The 19,734-nt window shown below is 46.2% G+C and carries 17 protein-coding genes; 12 read left to right on the forward strand and 5 right to left on the reverse strand.

Features of this window, described 5'->3' with window-relative positions:
- Window positions 1-23: 23 nt before the first annotated feature.
- Entirely contained in the window at window positions 24-515 is a 492-nt protein-coding gene (locus MIC7113_RS12575) for a hypothetical protein (RefSeq protein WP_015182543.1), read from the reverse strand.
- A gap of 391 nt (window positions 516-906) precedes the next feature.
- Here MIC7113_RS12575 and MIC7113_RS12580 point away from each other — a divergent pair, with 391 nt between their 5' ends.
- Entirely contained in the window at window positions 907-1,107 is a 201-nt protein-coding gene (locus MIC7113_RS12580; protein ID WP_015182544.1) for a helix-turn-helix transcriptional regulator, read from the forward strand.
- Window positions 1,108-1,706: 599 nt separating this feature from the next.
- On the opposite strand, the gene MIC7113_RS12585 is transcribed toward MIC7113_RS12580, so the two are convergent.
- From MIC7113_RS12585 to MIC7113_RS12595, 3 genes are all read right to left on the reverse strand, one after another.
- Window positions 1,707-2,222, reverse strand: a complete 516-nt coding sequence (locus MIC7113_RS12585) for an HNH endonuclease signature motif containing protein (RefSeq protein ID WP_015182545.1) — start codon at window positions 2,220-2,222, stop codon at window positions 1,707-1,709.
- 169 nt (window positions 2,223-2,391) lie between these two features.
- A complete protein-coding gene (locus MIC7113_RS12590; RefSeq protein ID WP_041780033.1) occupies window positions 2,392-2,661 on the reverse strand; it encodes a hypothetical protein in 270 nt (89 codons plus the stop codon).
- Window positions 2,648-2,920 (reverse strand): BrnT family toxin, encoded by a 273-nt coding sequence (locus MIC7113_RS12595; protein WP_015182547.1) that lies wholly within the window; start codon window positions 2,918-2,920, stop codon window positions 2,648-2,650. Before MIC7113_RS12595 ends, MIC7113_RS12590 begins: the two co-directional genes overlap by 14 nt.
- Here MIC7113_RS12595 and MIC7113_RS37590 point away from each other — a divergent pair.
- Both MIC7113_RS37590 and MIC7113_RS12600 read left to right on the forward strand, forming a co-directional pair.
- Window positions 2,827-3,057 carry a hypothetical protein gene (locus tag MIC7113_RS37590; RefSeq protein WP_216596516.1) on the forward strand — a complete coding sequence of 77 codons (231 nt, stop codon included), beginning with the start codon at window positions 2,827-2,829 and terminating at the stop codon, window positions 3,055-3,057. The genes MIC7113_RS12595 and MIC7113_RS37590 overlap by 94 nt on opposite strands.
- A gap of 86 nt (window positions 3,058-3,143) precedes the next feature.
- Window positions 3,144-3,647: a thiol-disulfide oxidoreductase DCC family protein gene (locus tag MIC7113_RS12600; RefSeq protein ID WP_015182548.1), complete on the forward strand. Its 504-nt coding sequence runs from the start codon at window positions 3,144-3,146 to the stop codon at window positions 3,645-3,647.
- Between the two features lie 76 nt (window positions 3,648-3,723).
- On the opposite strand, the gene MIC7113_RS12605 is transcribed toward MIC7113_RS12600, so the two are convergent.
- On the reverse strand, window positions 3,724-5,487 hold the full coding sequence (locus MIC7113_RS12605; RefSeq protein ID WP_015182549.1) for a ShlB/FhaC/HecB family hemolysin secretion/activation protein: 1,764 nt from the start codon (window positions 5,485-5,487) through the stop codon (window positions 3,724-3,726).
- 186 nt (window positions 5,488-5,673) lie between these two features.
- Here MIC7113_RS12605 and MIC7113_RS12610 point away from each other — a divergent pair, with 186 nt between their 5' ends.
- The 9 genes from MIC7113_RS12610 (at window position 5,674) to MIC7113_RS12650 (ending at window position 19,545) form a co-directional block, all read left to right on the forward strand.
- A complete protein-coding gene (locus MIC7113_RS12610) occupies window positions 5,674-8,268 on the forward strand; it encodes a CHAT domain-containing protein (RefSeq protein ID WP_226883637.1) in 2,595 nt (864 codons plus the stop codon).
- Window positions 8,269-8,423: 155 nt separating this feature from the next.
- Window positions 8,424-8,660, forward strand: coding sequence for a Nif11-like leader peptide family natural product precursor (locus tag MIC7113_RS12615; protein WP_015182551.1), 237 nt, complete (start codon window positions 8,424-8,426; stop codon window positions 8,658-8,660).
- A 246-nt stretch (window positions 8,661-8,906) separates the two neighbouring features.
- The gene (locus MIC7113_RS12620) at window positions 8,907-10,859 is read left to right on the forward strand and encodes a RiPP maturation radical SAM C-methyltransferase (protein ID WP_015182552.1); all 1,953 of its coding nucleotides are present in this window, start codon (window positions 8,907-8,909) and stop codon (window positions 10,857-10,859) included.
- A 70-nt stretch (window positions 10,860-10,929) separates the two neighbouring features.
- On the forward strand, window positions 10,930-11,187 hold the full coding sequence (locus MIC7113_RS12625; RefSeq protein ID WP_015182553.1) for a Nif11-like leader peptide family natural product precursor: 258 nt from the start codon (window positions 10,930-10,932) through the stop codon (window positions 11,185-11,187).
- Between the two features lie 431 nt (window positions 11,188-11,618).
- Window positions 11,619-12,377, forward strand: a complete 759-nt coding sequence (locus MIC7113_RS12630) for a hypothetical protein (RefSeq protein ID WP_226883638.1) — start codon at window positions 11,619-11,621, stop codon at window positions 12,375-12,377.
- 568 nt (window positions 12,378-12,945) lie between these two features.
- Window positions 12,946-13,191: a Nif11-like leader peptide family natural product precursor gene (locus MIC7113_RS12635; protein WP_015182555.1), complete on the forward strand. Its 246-nt coding sequence runs from the start codon at window positions 12,946-12,948 to the stop codon at window positions 13,189-13,191.
- Between the two features lie 114 nt (window positions 13,192-13,305).
- Complete coding sequence (locus tag MIC7113_RS12640; protein ID WP_051055673.1) at window positions 13,306-14,337, forward strand: hypothetical protein; 1,032 nt, start codon at window positions 13,306-13,308, stop codon at window positions 14,335-14,337.
- Window positions 14,338-14,465: 128 nt separating this feature from the next.
- On the forward strand, window positions 14,466-16,970 hold the full coding sequence (locus MIC7113_RS12645) for a beta strand repeat-containing protein (RefSeq protein ID WP_071884129.1): 2,505 nt from the start codon (window positions 14,466-14,468) through the stop codon (window positions 16,968-16,970).
- A gap of 133 nt (window positions 16,971-17,103) precedes the next feature.
- Complete coding sequence (locus MIC7113_RS12650) at window positions 17,104-19,545, forward strand: CHASE2 domain-containing protein (RefSeq protein WP_015182558.1); 2,442 nt, start codon at window positions 17,104-17,106, stop codon at window positions 19,543-19,545.
- Window positions 19,546-19,734 lie beyond the last annotated feature (189 nt).

A 19,734-nucleotide genomic window follows, 5' to 3' on the forward strand; every position in this document is an offset into this window, starting at 1 on the left:
GGTCTAGCATTTTTGCGAGAAGTCTAATCTTCTTCTTCAGTTGCGCGTTGAAGCTGCGCGTCAGGAACATCAAAGAGGACTTCAAATTCAGCAGCAGGCATGAAGCGGTTGAGAAACCGTCGGTGATCTTCGGCGTCTTGGCGGTTAACGAATCTCGCCACTGTATACCGTCTGGCATCAGGTAGGAGTCGGACAATCGCCCAAGGGCGGGAGTAGTCTTCAGCTTGTGAAGCGCGTTTTGGCTGAGTTTTCATGACTTCTTCTCTGATGCTGGTTAAGGTATGTTCAATGAGTTGCCAAAGCTGTTCGCGTTGTGGGCTGGTATTGTGGGGTATCAATGTCCAGTCGCTGACAGGTGTTGGTGTGATCGTGAGAATGTAATCGCCCTGACCCAATGAGCAAAGTTTCCAGGATAGGCGTTTGGTTTGTTTGCGGCATTGGTATCCCTGTTGGCGCAAGGTTGCACAGATGCTCTCGCCTTCTGCTTGAAGGCGCAGCCAGTCGGAGTGTTTCATTGTCAAATTCTGGGTAATGTCTTGAAGAAGGGTGGTACTGCGATCGCGTATTTGAGCGCACGACTGCGTAAAATGACAAACTGGTTAAGAAAAGGCAGCGATAATCTAGAGCGCTCTGATCAGTTCAAGGAGCGCTGCCCTTCTTGAGATATCTATGTTTAGTGTCAATCTTTGCATCTTGAACAGCAGGCGAACCAGTATCCAAGGGTGAAGGCGTTCTTTGTAAGGCATAATTAACTTGTCTCCATGTGTAATTGGAGCCAGAGCCAGTGCTGATTGGTTGGTAGCCCGGACGCACTGGCTTTCTGACCGTGTGAAGTTATGCCTTCATACTACGGGCAAATAATAGTTAAGTCAACTTAACTATTCTAGTTCTGGAATAAGACAGTTAATGGCTAGTGTGGGGGAAAAGCTCAAACAACGGCGCAAATTGCTCAATTTGACGCAGCAGCAAATCGCTGATGAATTGGGTGTGACTGTAACTACTGTGAAAAATTGGGAAGCTGGTAGATATATTCCAAAGCTCTATTTACCACAGACTAAAGCGTTGTGTGACCTCCTGAAGCTTTCCTTAGATGAGCTGGTAGATTAACCAACGAAGGTGCAGAGAGGTTGGAGTGAGAAGGACATTAGCGATCGCCTCCGATACTAGCAAAGGCGATCGCACTGACGTACAATTTCTTTATAATTCAGCGTCAGAAAAGCCACGGCTACTGAGGTTTTCCTTATAGCCGTGGCTCTTAGTTAGTAAGGTCACTTTTTTGTTAAGCTTTCGTAGCTTCCAGCAGTTTGCCCCGATTACCCACTATTTGTCTGACCGTATTTGTAGCAATATCTGGATCGTCGGCTTTCACTATGATTTCTACCATCCTAAAATTATTGAACAGTAAATATCAAATGCTAATGTTTCCAGCGATGGATCAAGTAAAATATTCCAGGTATAGCGACTACTATTTCAGCAGGCGGACCCCCAAAACAAAAAGCTAACACGAGTGAAGCAATATAACTAGTGGTTAGGACAAGTGTCGTTGTTGCCATATCTTTTCTTTGTTCATTAACGCTTCTACTCCGAGTATCAACGGCTGATGCTTACAAGCGCTACGGCAAAAACACGGAATTTATTTTCAAGAAAGCTCAAAAAATTCCGTGTTTATACGGAATCGCACTGGTGTTAAACCAGTTCGCAATTATTTATGCAAGCGACATACTAACAACTATAAGCGCTCCAGTTACAGGATCTCTTCGATAAGTGGTTCGTACACCATTCTTTACTTCATCGAAAAACTCTGATGCTTGCTGATTGTATACAGTTTGATGACCGATGGCTGTATTACCACTGTTTACCTGTACTCCAGAATTATCATTTTTGAATTCTTGAACAGTACCAATACCCTGAACAGGTTCATCGGAACGTGTGTGTTCACCCCTAGAAATCGCAGCTAATAGTGATTTCTTATACTCCCGTAGCTCTGATTGAGTAATGCCTTTACTTTGGCTTGTACTACTGTCATATTCGTCATGATGCTCAAAGCACAGATACACTAGGTTAGCCTCATCGGGATTCGATGAATCCTGATCGATATGGGCAATCTGCCCCTTCTTGCGAGTGAAATCCCCTTCAAAACCAAAACATAATGCACATCTCCGTGCAGATGCAAGGAGTATATTTATTTCCACTTGTGGCGGAATCGGCTTCCTATTTCCCATACTTGACTGCCTAGTGTAGCTTAACAGCAGAGTTTACGACAGCAAACATCTCATACATCGTAATCCAAGGGATCTCAAAGCAGCAGGGAGTTCTCAATCGCGGTATAGTGTGATAGCACTGGAGCAGCTAACAGCATACTTGAGCGGTAGCAAGCAAGCTTAAAATCAATCATTTTGGACTTTCGTCCTTTTGCTCCAACGAAGTACTCGGCTGCATTTTGGGAGCAAGAGCTTGATTTTCTTGCATAATCCTGATCAGAAACCGTAGAGCCTCATTGACTGCATCAGCATTAGGAAACATCTCTGCAACATCAGGCTCTAAGCGTACAGTTGTCCCACCAAAACTCTTCCGTCCAGAGCCTAACTTTCTGACTCGTAGGCTCTTTAAGTCATATTCTGACCGCAGATCATCTTCCATGTCTGGCTTAACCCTCTTCATAAACTTCTCGTTCGGATCGTGTTACTTCTCTTGCGCTAATCAGGCGAATAACATCTCCTCTTTCTGTATAGGACACAATCAGTAAACGTCCCCGGTTTGACTCTCCAACAATAAGGTAACGCTCCTCATCCTTAGAGTGGTCTGGATCGTAGAAGTCAACATAGAGTGGATCATCGAAAACGGTTTTGGCTTCCTCGAACGAAACTCTGTGCTTTGACAGATTCCTTGCCGCCTTGTTTTCGTCCCATTCAAAATTCATGGAATGATTCTAGCCTCAAGCATTTGAAGGGATTTTTAGTACGATTGCCTTGTGTACTCGATCGCACGCTCAACGCCTTGTGTGCTGAATGGCATCCTCAACTCGTTACAATTAGCAATAAACATCGTTACAATTAGTAACAAATAAGCCAGTAAAATCTCCATCTCCTTGCTGGGGAGAATGTTAACAACGCTTCCAACGCTAATTGATTCTGCAACCCCCTATGCCCTCATCAAATACCCAACTCCACGAATCCGTTGAAGTCGCCACTGTGCCTGAACAGCCGTCCTGGCAAATCAAATTGCTGTACGACGGTGAATGTCCGTTGTGCGTGCGAGAAGTCAACTTCTTGAGAAAACGCGATGCAGGCCGAAGAAAAGTGGCGTTTGTGGACATTGCCGAGGATGACTACACTCCCTCTTCGCATGGCGGGGTAGACTTTGAGACAGCAATGGGGCGAATTCACGCGGTACTCCCCGACGGCACTGTGATCAAAAATGTCGAGGTTTTTCGTCGAGTCTACGAAATCCTGGGGATGGGGTGGATTTATGCTGCCACCAAGCTACCTGTGATTGGTTGGATTGTGGATACCCTATACGAAATCTGGGCGGACTGGCGACTGGCTCTCACGGGACGACCAGACTTAGCTACTATTATGAGCGATCGCCAGAAGCGGATTGAGTGTAACACCACCGGGCGTTGCCGATTGAATGACGATGATGATTAACTCTTTCTCCACTCAGATCTCGCACCTCTTGCAGAAATGCCTAACCTATAAGCTCTATTCCTTGTATTTTTTTAGTTTAAAAAGGCTGAAAACGAATTGAAAACGAAATCCCATTATCTTGCAGAGAATTACCATCTTCAGTAACCGAAATCAGAGGAATTCCCCAATCCAAACGAGCAGAAAAATGAGGATTACGTTGCCAACGTAATCCTAAACCAATGCTAGCTAAAGTACTGGAACTGGGGATTTCGCCCTGATTATTCCAAACCGTACCCACATCAAAAAAAGGAGTCAACAGCAAGGTTCCCATACCATCCGGTTGGCGAATAATCGGATAGTGCAATTCCAGAGAACCCACAATCCCATTATCCGCTACTCTTTGATTTTGCCGATAGCCCCGCACCGTCTCGACTCCCCCCATACTAAACTGTTCAATGGGTAAGAGAGAATCTAAGGAAAATTGAGCGGCGGCGCGAGCCAAGAAGATGGTATTTCCACCTAAAGCCTCAACCCATTGAAACTGTCCCAACCAACTCGCAAACTGCCCATCAACGCCAGTTTCATTAGACGTAGCTCCCAAAGCATTCAATCCCAAACTCAACTGCGATCGCGCCGCTAAAACTCTCGTTGTCGAGCGATTAATCCAGTCCTGATTCAACCGCAGAACCGTCAACTTAGACTTACCATTTTCTGGCCCTGGAGAAAAAGAATAGGGTACATTTTCAAATAAATAAGTCTGACTTTGACGCAAATCCAAAGAGACACCAACGGTAAATTCACTCTTGGGAGTGCGAACAATAGGCTGACGAAAACCCAGTGAAACGTTGTAAGAATCCGCGTTAATATCTAAATCTGCAAAGGGTTGTTCCACAATCCGGCTGCTACTACTGCCATAGCTAATATTCACCGTGCCATCACGAGGATTGACGGGAAATTCATAGCCCAAGTTATAAGTATTGATCCCTGGACTGACTCCATAATCGAAAGTAAAGCGATCGCCAAAACCCAGCAAGTTGTTATGGGCAATTTCGGCTGTTCCCCGAATCTCACCCACACTGGGGGAATCCCGATTTTCGACGGTGAATGCGGCGGTATAGGGTTGTGCTTCTTTTACATTGAGCGTTAATACACTCAAACCGGGGGCGGTACCTGCGGCAAGTTCAGCTTGTACTGTCTTGATTAAAGGATTAAGTTGCAAGAGTTGTAAGGCTTCTTCCAGACGGGGAAGATTAACGGGGGCAAGAGTTGCGAGGTTAATGCGCGATCGCACATAAGCGCTTCTCAAACGTGTCAATCCCTCAATCTCAATCTTTTCAATCGCACCTTCTACCACCTGAATCTTCACCACACCATCGGTTAAATCTTGGGCGGGCAAAAATGCACCCGAAGTGGTGTAACCCTGATTGGTATATAACTGAGTAATAGCAGCCCGAATCGCCAACAAATCTTCAAACGTGGCTTCTTTTCCGATAAAAGACGCCACGGCAGCTTCTAATTCTTGGGGTGAAAAGACTGTACTGCCTAAAACTTCTACTCGTTTCACCTTCACCTTCACCCCCAATTCGGTGGGTGGTGTCAGGGGTATCTCCGGTGGGGGTGTGAGTGGAGAGGGTGGCGTAGGCGTGTCGGGAGAGGTGGAGGGTAAAGGGGGTAATCCTGGACGAGTCGGTTCGAGAATTCCAGGTGGCAGATTAGGATTGGTTTGTGCTAACTGTAAAACGATTGAGGGGGTTGGCGTCTGTTGATTTTCTTCCGACTCAGGAGCCTGTTGTGCTAAGGTCACACAATGGCAACTGAAGTATAACAAACCCGTACCGAGCAGAATTTGTCTCAAATGCATGAATGAGTTAACCGTAAATCTAGGAGTTAAGAAATGTCGGTGGATTTACGGACACTCCCCAGTCTACTCAATAAAATACACTTATCTGTCTCTGGATAGTTGACTGAAATGTTTCAAATTTGCCAAGATTGGCGTCGATTCAGTCTTATCTTCTTCGCGAGTCTTGTTTTTTGCAGCGTATTTCACGTGGGAGCAATAGGACAAGCTCAGTCTTCGGCTCCTGTAGAGCAGCCATCTCTCCCCTCTCCTCCTGCGAGTGGGAGTCAACAACCCTATTCCCAAGCGATACAGCAGGGGATTGAACGCTATCAAGGGGGGCAATATGCTGAAGCGATCGCACTCTGGCAACAAGCCTTAACCCAAATTTCCGCCGCCCCAGAGAGAGCGATCATTTACAGTAATTTAGCGATCGCCTATCGACAAATCGGTCAATTGGATCGAGCAATCGCTCATTGGGAACAAGCCATCCAAATTTATCGCGCCCAAAAAGATGAGGCGGCACGCTCAGCACAGGCGAGATTGTTCACCGAGCAAGGACAGGCTTACAGCGATTTGGGACAACACAAACGAGCGATTACCCTATTGCAATCAGCGGTTAAAATTACTCAAAACACTCCCAATCGACTCACAGAAGCGGCAGCTCAAGGAGCCTTAGGCAGTGCCTACTGGGCATTAGGGGACTATGATCAAGCATTGGCAGCGCACCAAACCAGTTTAAAAATTGCCCGTGAATTGAATTATCCCCCTTACATCACAACCGCGTTGAATAACCTGGGCAATGTCTACGCGAGCCGGGGCGATCGCTATACTTATCAGGCTGAGTTAGCTCAATTAGAGGGCAATAATCGAGAATTTTCGCGCCTATCCCAAGCCGCAACACAAGATCGAACCCAGGGCAAAACTTACTTTGAGCAAAGTTGGCAAGCAGCTCAAGGGGTTTCAGGGTTAGAGGAAGCAAGAGCCTTGATGAATTGGAATCGTTTGCTGGTTCGGAGTCAGCGTTCGGGAGCCAGTGGGAACGCCCAGACACAAATTACCCAGCATGACGGAAATTTAATCCTAAAAAATTTTAACCGAGCCAGCGAGTTACTGCAAACCGCACCGGATTCGCGAGACAAAGCCTATGCGTTAATTAATCTGGCAGAACAAATTTCAAAGGTTGAGGGTTCAAATCTACAACCTGCAACTCTTTTAGAACAAGCGCTGACGGTGGCGAGAAAGATTGGGGATGCTAGAGCGGAATCCTTTGCTTTAGGAAGCTTCGCCGAGTTACACGAGGCGGCAGGAGACTTGAATCGTGCCCTGGCATTGAATCGCAAAGCGCAGTTTGCGGCTCAGCAAATCAATGCACCGGATAGCTTGTATCGCTGGCAGTGGCATGTGGGGCGAATGCTCAAAGCGTTGGGTGAAACCGAACAAGCGATCGCCGCTTATGAACAAGCGATCGCAACGTTGCAAAGCATTCGAGGGGATATTGTTGGCGCGAACAAAGATTTGCAACTCGATTTCCGCGAACAGGTGGAGCCAGTCTATCGGGAATTGATGACATTATTACTGGAATCTCCCCCATCCGCGAAGGTGAAAAGTGTTATCCCCACGCCAAAATCTTTGCTCCCCAATCCGTATATTCAGGTAAGTTTGAAAACGACAAAATCCAATCGTGCCAAGTCTTCTGTAGAGCAAGTTGTGGATATTTTGGAATTACTCAAACTGGCTGAATTGCAAAACTTCTTTGGGGATGAGTGTGTGCAGGTAGCCTTGGCTGAGAGTGAGGGTGAGGCAGCGTTGACGGATACCAATACCGTTGTGGTTTACTCGGTGATTTTGGACAAGCAGACGCACCTAATTTTGCGATCGCCGGATGGTTCACTTACCCATTATCCCATTGCAATGGGACGGCAGGCAATTGAGCAAAAAATTGACCAATTGCGCTATTTCTTGGAATTACGGGCAACGGAAGATTATCTATCCCAAGCGCAGAAAATATACGATTGGCTGATTCGTCCCTTAGAAGCAAACTTAACGACGTTCAAGCCCAATACTGTGGTTTTTATTAACGATGGAGTGCTGCGGAAAGTCCCGATGGCAGCATTACATGATGGCAAGGAATTTTTAATTCAGAAGTATCCCATTGCCACAACACCGAGTCTGAGCCTAACGACTCGCCAACCTGTACACAATAACAATTTATCAGCTCTCAGTTTAGGATTAACCGTGGAGCGATCGCCCTTTGCTTCCCTCTCCAATGTCAGGGCGGAGGTAGAAGCGGTAAACCAGATTTTAGGCGGCACGAAACTCATTGATGAAGGGTTTACCCTGCCCAACTTGCAAACCCAATTGCAGAAAAAAAGTTACCCCATTGTACATATCGCCACTCACGGTAAGTTTGGTGTGGATGCGGAGAGTACATTTTTGGTAGGATTTGACCAGCGGCTGAGTATTGAAACCCTGGATAACTTGTTGCGTTCTCGTCGCAGTCGAGAGGCGGTAGAATTGCTGACACTGAGTGCTTGTCAAACCGCTGCTGGGGATAACCGTTCAGCCTTGGGAATTGCGGGGGTTGCGGTTCGTGCTGGGGTTGAGAGTGCCCTAGCAACGCTGTGGTATATCAACGACGAAGCCACAGTGCCCCTGATTAAGGAATTTTATAGCCAATTGCGTCAACCGAATGTGACCAAGGCGGAAGCGTTGAGACGGGCACAGGTGAAGATGATTGCGGATGCAAATTACAATCATCCTGCGGTTTGGTCGCCGTTTGTTCTGATTGGGAATTGGTTGTAGTTATTCGCTAAATGTAGGAGGAAGGTATGCCTTGCTCTTACGAAGATCGTGTATTAAAACAATAAAACTCTCCTGCTAACCTTGGAAAATCTTGACTCGTCGCTGAATTATTTAAAAACCTGATATACTCTTGCGATAGATTTTGGGAAAAACTCATGTCTCTAGAAAGCTTGCAACAATTTTACCAACGAGTACTTGAAGACCCAGCGCTGCAAGAGCGAGTGCGACGGGCGACTAGTCAGGAAAGCCTGGTCAGGCTAATGGTTCGGTTGGGACAAGAAAACGGCTACGATTTCACTGTTGAGGAGGTGAGGCAACGCATGGAGGAAGAATGGATAAAGTACGAAATACGCTACCCAATAGAAAACTTACTTAACCTTCCCGTACTTTAATTAACATCTCGTACTTTAATTAACATCTCGCAGGAATGCCACCGTTACAACCCAGACGCATATTATAACGATGGGCTAAAGTAATTGACTCACTATCTCCAGCACTCACGGGCATCAGTCGCATTCTACATACAGCAATTTTCAACGCCTTCGCAATAGATGACGGTACAACCGTCGGAAGCAACTTATTTCATCTTTTAGGAATGAGGGATGGTAATTTAGCTTTAATTACCAATTAATAATCCTATGACGGATGTATGCTTGGTTTTGATGCCTTACGCTGCAATGGAGCGCCCCTCTCTCGCTCTGGGTTTGTTGAAAGCCAGCCTCACGGAGAGTGGAATTAACTCGACGGTGCTCTACCCCAATCTCTGGTTTGCCCAAGAAGTTGGAATCTATAACTACAAGATAATCAGTGAAGGGCTGGCAGCCTATTTCGTGGGTGAATGGACGTTCTCAGGGGTAGCGTTCCCCGACTTTGAGCCGAACCACTCAGACTATTTCAGGACTATCCCGAATCTTAAAGAAGATACAATCAAGGAACTTTGGCGAGTGCGCCAGAAGGCGGCGGCGTTCATTGAGCGCATGGCTGAATCGATTCTGGACTTACAGCCTCGGATTGTCAGTTGTAGCTCCACCTTTCACCAAAACTGTGCTTCATTAGCCTTGCTGCGGCGAATTCGGGAGTTAGCGCCGGAGGTGATAACGGTGATGGGGGGGGCGAACTGTGAAGGGGTAATGGGTTTGGCGACTCTCCAGGCGTTTCCTTGGGTGGATTTTGTTTGTTCGGGGGAAGGGGATGAAATCTTTGCCCAGTTATGCGGCAAGGTTCTGGAACGGGGTCGGGATTTGGACTTGACAGAGTTACCCTTTGGTGTAGTTGGCTCTGCTCATCGGGACAAGGAAGTCGTAATGGCTTTGGCTCCTCGTGCATCGGTGCAGGATTTGGATCAAATTGCGATTCCGGACTACGACGATTATTTTCAAACGCTGGAAAATTGCCCAAAACTTGCCCCTTACATTACGCCTGGGATGTTTGTGGAAACGTCACGGGGTTGTTGGTGGGGGCAAAAGCAACATTGTACGTTTTGTGGGCTGAATGGTGCGGGGATGACGTATCGCTCGAAGTCGCCGGAACGAGTGGTGCGGGAGTTTAGTTGGCTATCTAGGCGCTACGGGCAGCGGAAGTTCTTTGTGGTGGATAGCATTCTGGATTTAAAGCACATTGATACGGTGCTGCCGATGTTTGCGGCGTTGGAGGAGCCTTATTCAATTTTTTATGAAACGAAGGCGAATCTGAAGCGCCAGCAGGTGCAGCAGTTGGCACAGGCGGGGGTGCGCTGGCTGCAACCGGGAATTGAAAGTATGCATGATTCGCTGCTGGGGCTGATGAAGAAGGGTAATACGGCGTTGATGAATGTCCAGTTGCTCAAGTGGGCGCGGGAGTTTGGGATTCAGGTGTTTTGGAATTTTTTGGTGGGGTTGCCGGGGGAGTGTGGGGAGTGGTACATCCAGATGTTGGAATGGCTACCGTTAATGGTTCACTTGCAGCCGCCAACTGAAGAGACTAGACTCATGCGTTTTGATCGCTTCAGTCCCTATTATGAGCGACAAGAGGAGTATGGGTTAACCCTTGTCCCTCAGCGCACCTATTCCTATCTCTATCCCTTGGATGCCGAGAGGCTGAAGGATTTAGCGTACTCGTTTGATGAAGTGGGGGAAGAGAGGAAGATTCCGGAGCATCAAAGGCTCAAAGAGTGGGTGAGTGAATGGCAAAGGCTGTTTAAGTCGGAGTCGCCGCCGATGTTGAGTGTCATGGAGGATAATGGCGATCGCATGAAGCTAGTTGATACTCGACCTTGTGCAATTGAGCAGGAAATTAGTTTAGATGGGTTAGCCTATCAAGTGTATGTGGAATGCGATCGGACTTTGACTTATCGAGAACTGTTGGATGTCCTAAATAAGAAGTACGGATATGAGGTTTCCTGGGATGAGATTCAGCCTGTTGTGGAGGAGTTGCTTCAACGCCAAATTGTATTGGAACTCAACGGGAGATTGCTGAGCCTTGCAGTTAGGGAACCGATTGTGCCTCTGTTGGATGTTAGAGAACAGCCAGCAGGATATGTAGATGTGCAGGGTTATGTCAGCGATAGCCGGAAAGCCTTTTGGGAGTTATTCAGAAAAAAGGTGCCAACTTAAGTTTGGATAGGTTGTCAACTGGAAAAGCGAACGAGGTATAATCCACATAGTTGAATTGGGTATAGCAATCATGAGCCAAAGCACCTTAACGATTTCAGGCTTAGAAGACTTTATGCAATTAGTGCTGGAAGATCAGGTGCTGCAAGATAAACTCCAAGCCTGCCCTGATGAAGAAAGCCTTGTTTCCTGTGTCGTTCAACTAGGTCAAGAGAAGGGATACAGATTCACTGATGAAGAAGTTCGAGAGAAGCTAGCGCAAATAAGAGAAGAGCACGAATTTACATACCCACTAAGTGATGTACCACCTCAAATTCTTTACTTTTATTAGCCTAGCTCACACTCTACAGGCAGACTTTGCAACATTCTGTTTGGGAAATTGCAGTAGTTGTGAAGCAGCTTTAGAGCCATAACAGCAAGTTGTACAAGGTAGGCAAAGTTGAAGTCCACGATAAAAGGGGTAAGTCTATGGACAGCTCAATGGCAGATTACTTGAAAGTGGTTACTTCCTACCTTCCCTCTGAGTTGCTCTCTCCTAACTCAAGTCTTCACCTCCAAAGCTTGGCTCAAATCTTACCCCCCTTCTCTTCAGCCATGTTGGAGTTTCGCTTAGGCGCTGATCAGTCTCAGACTGACATGTCAGTTTTTTTTACCCCTCGTATCCTAAATTTATCAGAGACGTTGCTCAATCATGGTGTTTGGCAAGCTTTACAGGATTTTTGCCAGAATTGCGTTGAGCCAACATCTCTAGAGCATCGTTACGTGAAAAAAATAGCACTTGAATTTGATTTGGATGAACAGCAATCACAAGTACCAATCCCTTCTATTTTTCTATTCTGGAATGAGGGAAATGTTAATGATGCTCAAGCACTGATTGAAATTCTCTTCAGGTTACCTAATTATTTAGTCTCTTCAAAATTACAGTCTAATCTTCAGCTTTGTGTTAATTCGCTTCCTCAGGGTGCTAAAGTCGAGCATATTGGGGCAATGTTGTCTCGTCCGGGTGAGGTGTTGAGACTAATAGTGGGGGGTATCCCTCCACAGCAGTTTTCAGATTATCTGATGCAAATAGGCTGGTGTGAATCCACAGAGACTATCTCTACTCTCGTCTCTAATTTATATGGCTTGGTAGATGAAATACGTTTTTTGTCCTTCGATATTGGTGATGTTATTTATCCCAGAGTAGGTTTAGAATTTTTTCTAAAAAAGCAGCCTGAGCATGAACCTAGATGGGAATTATTTTTAGACCGTTTGATTGAAATGGGATTATGTACGCCAGCTAAAAAAAATGCCCTTCTAGCGTGGTCTGGCATTTCTCAAAAAGCCGACAATCCAGAATTATGGCCTCAGAATCTGAGTAGGGGAGATCGTTTACTAAGTTCCAGGGCATCTAGCGTTTTTTGGAGAACAATCAACCATATAAAAATTGTCTATCAAACAGACAGTCCTTTGGAAGCTAAGGGATATTTAACGTTTAGTCATCAGTGGATCGATGCCAGAACCCTAACTACTAGCTGTTAATCCAAGAATTCAATCAACCATAAACAATCGATACTCGCCCTGGATGACAGCTTAAGAAAAATACCCTAAAAAGGTTAGCTTACTGGACATAGACTGGGTGCGATTGCTCCGCAACATAGCTGAATTTGAGCCTGCACGCTAGAAATCCCCAGCAATTCAACTTAGGCTCAAGCCGGATAAGGCTATTTAGCTGATTCTTGAAGATTTTTTGCTGCTACAAATGAAAAATCTAAGAACCTGCTATACTTTTGCGATAACTTTTGGGAAAACTATATGTCTCAAGACAACTTAGAGCGGTTCTGCCAATTAGTTAAGAGAAAATCAGGCACTTGAAGTAACCTGTTTCACAGTTTTAGATTGAATGTCACTGACATAAGAGCCTTGAAATAAATTTCAGGCTCAAAGCTTAAGTAAGCTTTAGCTTACTAAATAAGCATTTCAACCCGTTAAAACGGGTTTCAGCTTTTAGCCCGAACTTTAGTTCAGGGCTTAAGTCAGTGCCATCCGTTTTAGATTAATTGGAGAACTACCCGGATAAACTTATCTAAAGACTTTTTTGAGGCACATTATGTCGCTACGAAACTTAAAGCAATTTGCCCGAGTCGTTATGGAGAATCAGGAACTTAGAGAACGGCTATCAGGGGTTTCCGATCAGGGAAGCCTTGTACGTCTTTTGGTGGCAATGGGAGAAGAGAACGGTTATACCTTCAGTGAGCAAGATGTAGTCAACTATTTAGATCTCGTGAGTGATGAGGTAGAGATCAGTTATCCTCTAGCTAATCTAGATGAGATTCCAAGCGTAGTAGTTTGGTGAGCCTAAGCCTGCTTTTGCTGTGTAAGAGCGGTCTTAGAGGTCGCTCTTACATAATTTGTATTGAAACTACATTGATACCTTTCAACTACGTCAGTTCGATCTATGAATAGCTCAATGGCAGATTATCTGAAAGTGGTTACTTCCCACCTTCACTCTGCCCTAGTTTCAGCCGAAGCCATGTCTCGCCTTCAATCATTAACTCAAATCTTACCTCCTTGCTCTAGGACGGTATTAGAAGTCCGTTTAGGTGCGAATCAGCCTCAAGTGGACTTTTTTACCTGTTACCCTTGTCACACGCTCAATCTACCGAAAAATTTGCTGACCCATCCCATTTGGCAAGGCATACAGAACTTTTGCCTAGAATGCGTTGACACAACATCTTTACTACACCAAAATGTGAAACATATCTGGCTGGAATTCGATCTGGATAAGCCGCCCTCACAATTGCCAATCCCATGTATTTTCTTTAATGCCCTTCAGGAAACTTTTAGTGACGCTCAAGCACTAATTGAGGCAGCACTCAGGATACCTAATTATCAAGTCTCCCCAAAACAACAATCGAATTTACAGCTTTGCATTGATTCCCTACCCAGCAATGCCAGAAGCGATCAGGTTGGAGCGATGCTGTCTCGACCAAACCAACCTTTAAGAATAACAGTATGTGGTTTGCTCTTACAGCAGGTGGCAGATTATCTCAGGCAAATAGGCTGGAAAGATCCGACTAATACACTCTCAACCATTATCCTGACTTTATCTACCTTTTTAGATGAGAGCGATTTTCTTTTGTTGAATCTCGATATTGGCGATACTATCTATCCAAGAATTGGCTTAGAATTTTATCCGAAGCAGCAGCCCCGACTTAATCGCCCGGAACTATTATTTCTCAATCGTCTCGTTGAAATGGATCTATCTACCTTGGCAAAAAAAAATGCCCTTCTTGCTTGGTCAGGGTACTCGCAAAAAGCAGAGCATCCAGAATTATGGCCTGAAAATCTGACCGGAGGCGATCTATTACTTCGTTCAGAGGCAATAAGTCTTTTTCAGAGAACAATTAATCATATAAAAATCGTTTATCAACCAGGTTGTCTTCTAGAAGCTAAAGCCTATTTAGGTATTATTCATGATTGGTTTAATGTCAAATCCTAGACTGCCTATTTTTAGTTAAAGCTCTTATCACTTCAAGTCAGCCATCTCTAAAGCTGTTGTAAGGATTAAGGAAATTCAATAAAATGTCTCACTCTCTTAATAAGGATTGTCACTACAGAAATCATCTCTTGACAAGTGCAATTATTTTATCATCTTTATGTCTAAACTACCCACTTCAGGCACAGATTGTCCCGGATAACACGTTACTCTTCAATTCTCTCACCACACAGTCTGGCAACACCAGCATTATCACTGGCGGTACTCCAGCAGGGAGTAATTTATTTCACAGCTTTAGCCAGTTTTCTGTCCCCACAGGTGGCACAGCTTACTTTAACAATAGTTCAGCTATTCAGAACATTTTTAGTCGTGTTACAGGTAGCTCCATCTCTAATATTGATGGTTTAATTAGAGCCAACGATGCTAATCTGTTTTTACTCAATCCGAATGGAATTATTTTCGGGCCTAATGCCTCACTTGATATTGGTGGCTCATTTTTAGGTACTACCGCCAATCGCATCATCTTTGCTGATAACACCCAGTTCAGCACTACCAACCCCCAGACCCCTTCACTTTTAATGGTGAACGTTCCAGTTGGCTTGGGATTTGGAAGTAATCAGGCAGCAATTCGTGTGCAAGGTACAGGTCAAAGACTCATTGAAGATCCATTGTTCCCACTTCTTGATAGAAGTAGTATCGTAACGGGTCTACGGGTTAGCCCAGGAAAAACTTTGGCCTTAGTTGGAGGTGATGTCACCTTAGACGGCGCTCTTCTGACGGCAGAAGGAGGACGAATTGAGTTAGGCAGTGTTGGTTCTGGTATTGTCAGCCTTAGCCCCACTACCCAAGGCTGGGCTTTAGGTTATCAGAATGTGCAGAGTTTTCAGAATATTCAGCTCTTATCGCAGGCATTAGTAGATGCCAGTGAAGCTACTACAGGCAATGGGGGTGGCTCAATTCATTTACAGGGTGCTAATGTGGCTCTGACTGATGGTTCATTCATTTTGATTCAAAGCCAAGGCGATCAACCTGGAGGGAGCATCAACGTCAACGCCTCTGAGTCTCTGGAAATCAGTGGAAGTTCCCCAGATGGACTGCTTCCTAGCCGCTTAGTCAATCAAACTGTGGGAGCTGGACAGGGAGGAGACATTGAGCTTTCAACTCAACGATTGATTATTCGGGATGGCGGATATGTCGATAATAGAACCCTTGGTTCAGGTAACGGTGGCGAGGTGAGGGTGAATGCAACTGAATCCGTGCAAGTCAGTGGAGCTTCTGCATTTAATCCCTCTTTACTCAGCTTTCTCAATTCTGAAACTTACGGTTCTGGACGTGCAGGAGATCTGAGTGTGTCAACAGGACAGTTGAGGGTTCTGGATGGAGGAGCCATTGTATCTGCAACCTTTAGCACGGGTTCTACCGGAACTGTAAGGTTAAATGCCACTCAATCCATCGAAGTCGCTGGGGCACAAACAAGCAGATTAGTTGCAAGTACTGTGGGTTCTGCTAGTGGCAATGAGGGAAACGCTGAAAGCGTAATTATCAATACTCGAAAGTTAGTCGTTCGAGATGGGGGTAGAGTAGATTCTTCCACCCTAGCTTATGGTAATGCCGGAAGTATTATCGTCAACGCCTCAGAGTCTGTAGAGGTAAGTGGCAAGGCTCCAGGGTTTGTAAATCCCAGCCTGATCATCTCTTCTGCTAATATTGTTGACCCGCTCACACAAGCATTCTTCGGATTGCCACCTGTGCCGACTGGAGACTCCGGCAACGTGACGATTAACACGCCTCATTTAAGCGTTACCGATGGAGCTCAAGTCACAGTAAGGAATGATGGCACAGGCAAAGCAGGAACACTCATCATCAATGCTGACTCCATCCTTCTGGACAATCAAGGAGGCATCACAGCATCAACCAACGCTGGTGAATCCGCTCAAGAGGGCAGTATTACCCTCAATGTCCGGGATTCCTTACAGATGCGTCACAACAGTATAATTTCCGCCGAAGCTCGCGGCGATCAGAGGGGCGGTAACATCATTATTAATGCAGGTGCGATCGCAGCTGTCCCCGAAGAAAATAGCGATATCACCGCCAGTGCGCCCCAAGGAACCGGAGGCAGAATCACCATTAACACTCAAGGCATCTTCGGCACACAAGTTCGCGATCAGCAAACTCCCGAAAGTGACATCATCGCTGTCGGGAAAACCCCTGAATTCAACGGCATCGTGCAAGTTAATACCCCAGAGATCAACGTGCAGGACGCCCTCAACCAGCTCAACACCAATTTCTTCAGCACCGAACAAGCGATCGCCTCCAGTTGTTTCGCCCGTCGCAACGTCGAACAAGGCAGCTTTACCTCCACAGGAACCGGAGGTTTACCCACCACACCCTATGATGCTCAGGGAGGTCGCTATCCCGTCACCCAAGTTCAAGCCCTTCCCCATCCAGCAACGCCACAAACCTCTTCTCCCGCCCCCAAAACCCCATCTACCTGGAAACTCGGCGATCCCATCCAAGAAGCACAAGGCATCAGCGTTACCCCCGATGGACGAATCCTGGTCGGAACCCATCCCCAATTAGCCGCGCTCAAAGACCCACAACGTTTAATTTGTCATCCCACCCAGGTTGAAGAATAAGATAAGGTAAGTGACTCCCTGAGAGTGACGATTATCCAAGATAGACCTATCATTGTGGGCACAACCTCCTAACGAGCGGCAGTGGCTCCCGCTCAAAACTGCATCGGCTACAACCACGATAAGTACACGCCTTATGGATTTCCATCGCATCCGGTCTGCTTTATCGGTTGTATTCTCACGACTGCCGCTTTCTCAATCGAGAGCGCAGAGAGCAGGCGATGGCAAACCGGAAGCCGAACCGATTGTACCTTCGCCGATGCATCCAGTGCACCCCCCTTCCGCTTCCAGAACCCTGCGCCGCAAAAATCTGTTCTGGGAATGGCGTGGTGTTTGGATTGTTACCCCCACAGTCACCGGTATAGTCATCACCCTACGATTGCTCGGTTGGTTGCAACCCTGGGAATGGATGGCCTTTGACCACTATATTCGCACTCGTCCCCTAGAACCCAAAGACCCTCGTATCGTCATTGTTGGGATTAATGAAGCCGATTTAAGAAAAGTTCGACAATGGCCGATTCCAGATACCCTATTGGCTCAATTAATCGAGAAAATCAAAGCCCAAAACCCTAGAGCGATCGGTCTTGACCTTTACCGAGATTTACCCGTCAAACCCGGTCATTCCGCCTTAGTGGAGGTCTTTAAAACCACCCCCAACCTGATTGGCATCGAGAAAGTGAATGAACAAGACTCCGATGCAGCGGTTGCACCTCCCCCTATCCTCGCCAAAAAGCAGCAAGTGGGTGTGAATAACGTGATTGTAGACGCTGATGGTAAGCTGCGCCGAGCCTTGCTGTTTGCCACAAAAGACGGGCAAAACACGGATTCCTTTGGCTTGGTTCTGGCTTGGATGTATCTTAATGCTCAAGGAATTAGCCCCCAACCAACCCCCCATAATCCCCAATTTATTCAGTGGGGTAAGACCATCTTTCGCCCTTTTAAACCCAACGACGGCGGCTATGTTGGTGCCGATGATGGCGGTTACCAGTTTGTATTAAACTATCGAGGCCCTGCCAACCGCTTTACCACCGTATCCTTATCCCAAGTTTTGCAGGGGGAAATCCCAGCAGACTTAATGCGCGATCGCATTGTTTTAATTGGTTCAACCGCCACCAGCCTAAATGATTTTTTTTACACCCCCTACAGTGGCGAACACATTAGCACCTCACAGCGTACCGCTGGGGTTGAAATTCACGCCAACATCATCAGCCACATCCTCAGCGCCGTTTTGGCAGGACGTTCTGCTATCCAAACTTGGCCAGAACCCGTGGAAGGATTATGGATTTTGCTCTGGTCTACTATCGGTGCTACCCTAACGTGGCGGTGGCGATATGTCGGTGGAGTGCGATCGCTCTCCTTCCACAATGCCGCCAGTCCATTCCTCGCTGCCGGGATGTTGGTGGGTGTCACATATATCGCCTTTTTACGAGGCTGGTGGATACCCGTAGTACCCCCCTTGCTGGCACTCTCCCTGGGATCAATTATCATCACCACTTACATGGCTCACACTGCCCGACAAATTCGCCACATCCTGGGACGTTACCTGAATGATTCGGTTGTTGCCGAAGTACTGGAAAACCCCAACGGCTTAAAAATCGGTGGCGAATGCCGGAAAATTACCATCCTCACCTCCGACTTACGAGGATTTACCGCCCTATCCGAACAGTTAAAACCGCAAGAAGTGGTTAAAGTCCTGAATATCTATCTGGAATGCATGGCGGATGTCATCACCTACTACCAAGGCAGTATTGATGAGTTTATCGGGGATGGAATTTTAGTTTTGTTTGGCACTCCCACTACCAGAGAGGATGACGCCGAGAGGGCAGTGGCTTGTGCGATTGCCATGCAGTTAGCCATGATTTCGGTTAACCAAAAGATGAAACAGTTAGGCTTCCCCAAACTGGAAATGGGCATCGGCATCAATACAGGTGAAGTCGTGGAGGGGAACATTGGCTCCGAGAAACGCACCAAGTACAGTGTGATTGGGGGACCGGTCAATCTAGCTTTCCGCATCGAATCCTACACCGTAGGCGGTCAAATTCTAGTTTCTGAATCCACCTTAAAGGAGGTCAAGCCACTCTTAAGAATCAATGGGCATAAGCAAGTCAAACCCAAAGGCGTCAAACGACCGATTACCATTTACGATGTTGGCGGCTTGGGAGGAAAACATAATCTCTTTTTACCTCAAGAAGAAGAGACGTTTTTTCCCCTGCCCGAAGAAATTTGGCTGGAATTTCATTACGCCCTTTTGGATGGCAAGCATATTGGTGATTCCCTGTTTAAAGGCAGGTTAATCAAGCTTTCAGCTAAAGGTGCTCTAGTCCGCGCTGAACGGGAAGACGGACATGCTGTGCCGCAGCCCCTGAGTAATATCAAACTCACTTTATTAAGACCAAGGAACTCCGTGGAAGACAACCGGGATATCTATGCCAAGGTTTTGGACAAATCGGCGGAACCGGGCAGTTTTTACATCCATTTCACCGCCAAACCTACTGATATAGAAGTTTTACTAGAAGCTCTCTACCACAGAGCGAAGACGCCTCTAGATGGGGAAAATGGCCTGGTCTCTAGCTTCTAAATTGGTTAATTTATCGTCATTTTAAATAAAGCAAAACTTCATTAAGTCCTAACAAATATTATAATCAATTTCTACCAATGACTTGATACAATTAAACCGAAGTAGCTGTGTAAAAACCAGAAATCAGAGCCGCATTCATAAGTATAATTGTTAGGAATCTTTACTTTAATTCCGTATTTGAATCATTAA

The sequence above is a fragment of the Allocoleopsis franciscana PCC 7113 genome (assembly GCF_000317515.1).
Classification (GTDB): Bacteria; Cyanobacteriota; Cyanobacteriia; order Cyanobacteriales; family Coleofasciculaceae; genus Allocoleopsis; species Allocoleopsis franciscana.